Annotated in this window: 3 protein-coding genes; 2 read left to right on the forward strand and 1 reads right to left on the reverse strand. The window is 63.4% G+C overall.

All coding sequences use genetic code 11. The annotated features are described in order from the left end of the window. Positions 1-48 precede the first annotated feature (48 nt). Positions 49-921, forward strand: a complete 873-nt coding sequence (locus ACHWRX_RS03715) for an HpcH/HpaI aldolase/citrate lyase family protein (RefSeq protein WP_394658137.1) — start codon at positions 49-51, stop codon at positions 919-921. Positions 922-969: 48 nt separating this feature from the next. Here ACHWRX_RS03715 and eno read toward each other — a convergent pair whose 3' ends face one another. Continuing rightward, the gene (gene eno, locus ACHWRX_RS03720; protein WP_394658135.1) at positions 970-2,256 is read right to left on the reverse strand and encodes a phosphopyruvate hydratase; all 1,287 of its coding nucleotides are present in this window, start codon (positions 2,254-2,256) and stop codon (positions 970-972) included. Between the two features lie 175 nt (positions 2,257-2,431). Between eno and ACHWRX_RS03725 the strand changes: the two genes are divergently transcribed. Further along, positions 2,432-2,950, forward strand: coding sequence for a hypothetical protein (locus ACHWRX_RS03725; protein ID WP_394658136.1), 519 nt, complete (start codon positions 2,432-2,434; stop codon positions 2,948-2,950). Positions 2,951-3,016 lie beyond the last annotated feature (66 nt).

Raw genomic sequence — 3,016 nt, forward strand, 5'->3', positions numbered from 1 at the left:
GCCACGAGCGGGTTCTCCATCACGCCCGATCGCGCTAGCAGGCGCCTTATGGATTCGAACCTGCGCCCGCGCCGTAGCGCGCTATACCTCCCCGCCTCCAACGCCAAGGCGATCGTCAAGGCCCGTACCCTGGCATGCGATGTCGTCATCCTCGACCTTGAGGATGCCGTCGCGCCCGACCGGAAGGACGAGGCACGCGACGCGGCGGTGGCGGCCGTGAACGAAGGCGGCTTTGGCCATCGTGAAGTCGCGATCCGGGTAAACGGTCTCGATACGCCGTGGGGGGCGGCCGATCTGGCTGCCATTGCGGGATCGCTGGCCGATGCCGTCGTGGTGCCCAAGGTGAATGGCCCGGAGGATATCGTGGTCTATCAGGAGGCGCTGGGCGCCGCACCGGGCGCGCTGCAGCTATGGGCGATGATCGAGACGTGTCGCTCTGTCGGCAACCTGCCGCAAATCGCCGCCATGGCCGATACCACGCGGCTGTCGCTCTGGATCATGGGTACGAACGATCTGGCCAAGGAAATGCGGGCGCAATTGACGCCTTGCCGCACGCCGTTCCTACCGTTCCTATCGATGGCCGTCGCCGCGGCACGCGCACACGGCATCGCCATCCTTGACGGGGTATGCAACGAGTTCCGGGATCTGGATGTTTTCGAGGCGGAGGCCCGACAGGGCCTGATGTTCGGCTTTGACGGCAAGAGCCTTATCCACCCCGCGCAGATCGAGCCCTGCAATACGGCCTTTTCGCCGAGCGAGGCGGAACTGGCGCGGGCGAGCGCCGTGATCGCCGCATTCGCGCTGCCGGAGAATGCAGGCAAAGGCGCGATCCAGGTGGAGGGGAAGATGGCGGAACTGCTGCATCTGGAACAGGCGCAGCAGTTGCTAGCCATCTTCGAGAGGATCGAGGCGACAAGGTAACGCCGCCCCGGATCGGGTCCGGGGCTGCGCCGATCCTCTAGCCAGCGATCAGACGCTGAGCTTTCCGAATGCCTTTGCGCCTGCATAGTGCGCGGCGTTGCCCAGCTCTTCCTCAATGCGGATCAGCTGGTTGTACTTGGCCAACCGGTCCGAGCGCGCGAGCGAGCCGGTCTTGATCTGACCACAGTTGGTGGCAACCGCCAGGTCGGCGATCGTCGCGTCCTCGGTCTCGCCCGAGCGGTGCGACATGACCGCCGTGTAACCGGCGCGCTGGGCGATCGACACGGCTTCCAGCGTCTCCGTCAGCGAGCCGATCTGATTGACCTTCACCAGCAGAGAGTTGGCCAAGCCCTGTTCGATGCCCATCGTCAGGCGCTTGGGGTTGGTGACGAACAGATCGTCGCCCACCAGCTGGACCTTGTGGCCGATCTTGTCGGTCAGCGCCTTCCAACCCTCGAAATCGTCTTCGCTCATGCCGTCCTCGATCGAGATGATCGGATAGGCGGCGGTCAGATCGGCCAGGTAGTCTGCGAATTCCACCGGCGACAGCGACAAGCCCTCGCCGCTGATCTCGTACTTGCCGTTCTTGAAGAACTCGGTCGAAGCGCAGTCCAGAGCGAGCTGGATTTCGCTGCCCAGCTTGAAGCCTGCCTTCTCGATCGACTGGCTGACGAAATCGAGCGCCGCACGGGTCGATGCGATGTTGGGGGCAAAACCTCCTTCATCGCCCACAGCGGTGGCCAGGCCCTTTTCGTGGAGGCCCTTCTTCAGCGTGTGGAAAATCTCGGCGCCCCAGCGCACGGCTTCGGCGATCGAATCCGCGCCGACCGGCATGATCATGAATTCCTGGAAGTCGATCGGATTGTCGGCATGCTCGCCGCCGTTGATGATGTTCATCATCGGCACCGGCAGGACATGGGCCGAAACGCCGCCGACATAGGCGTAGAGCGGCAGACCGCGCGCGTTCGCAGCAGCCTTGGCGACAGCGAGCGAGGTGCCCAGGATCGCGTTTGCGCCCAGGCGGCCCTTGTTCTCCGTGCCGTCCAGTTCGATCATCGCCAGGTCCAGATCGCGCTGATCCTCGGCATCCATGCCGACCAGGGCTTCGGCGATGTCATTGTTCACGGCGTCGACCGCCTTGAGCACACCCTTGCCGAGGTAGCGTCTCTTGTCGCCATCGCGCAGCTCGACGGCTTCGTGCGCTCCGGTCGAAGCGCCCGAGGGAACTGCGGCGCGGCCGAAGCTGCCGTCCTCGAGAAGCACGTCGACCTCGACGGTGGGATTGCCACGGCTATCGAGAATTTCGCGGCCATGGATGTCGATGATGGCAGTCATTTCGGCTCACGCTCCTGCAATGACGCGCTGTGTTAGGCGCGGGTTTGCCGCGCTCTTAGCAGGGGAACCTTCGCTGACAAGTTGCGTTGCAGCAATGATCAGCGAGTTGTGTTATCAAAAGCGCATAAACATGCGTCAGATTCAGCTTTGCAAATCCCATTCAGGAGGACGTACCATGGTCGAGACCACCACTTTTCCCGGAACTGGCGGAACGTCTGGCACGGACGATGCCAAGAGCCACTTCACCAAGGCCGTCGATGAAGCCATCGCCGGGGCAAAGGCACTGGGTTCGGAAGCGCAGACGCGCGCCGAAGAGTCTCGCGAAAAGGTGCAGAGCAAGCTGCATGACAAAGCCGATGGCCTGACCGGCGATGCCAAGGCGCGGACGGAAGAGTACAAGGAAAAGGCCTATGGTCTCGCCGACGATGGCAAGGCCCGCGCCAGCGGTGCGCTGTCCAGCCTGAGCCAGTTGATCCAAGACAATGCCAACGTTCTGGATGAGCGGGTCGGCGGGAAATACGGCGACTACGCGCGTGGCGCGGCGCAGTCGGTGCAGAACGTCGCTACCAAGTTGGATGAAAAGAGCATCGACGAACTGGGCGAGGAAGCGGCCAAGTTCGTGCGCCAGAGCCCGGCCCTGGCACTCGGCCTGGCGGCTGCCGCCGGTTATCTCATCGGCCGTGTGTTGAAGTAAGGCGATCGTCGACGCATAGCACGCACATGCTGAGCACCGATCCCGCTCCGGGTCTGTCTTCCGATC

This window comes from uncultured Novosphingobium sp., from assembly GCF_964277725.1.
Lineage (GTDB): Bacteria > Pseudomonadota > Alphaproteobacteria > Sphingomonadales > Sphingomonadaceae > Novosphingobium > Novosphingobium fluoreni.

Excerpts from the sequence above, each read along its gene's own strand:
- eno (WP_394658135.1), bottom strand. The coding sequence starts at position 2,256 with ATGACTGCCATCATCGACATCCATGGCCGCGAAATTCTCGATAGCCGT.
- ACHWRX_RS03725 (WP_394658136.1), top strand. The coding sequence starts at position 2,432 with ATGGTCGAGACCACCACTTTTCCCGGAACTGGCGGAACGTCTGGCACG.
- ACHWRX_RS03715 (WP_394658137.1), top strand. The coding sequence starts at position 49 with ATGGATTCGAACCTGCGCCCGCGCCGTAGCGCGCTATACCTCCCCGCC.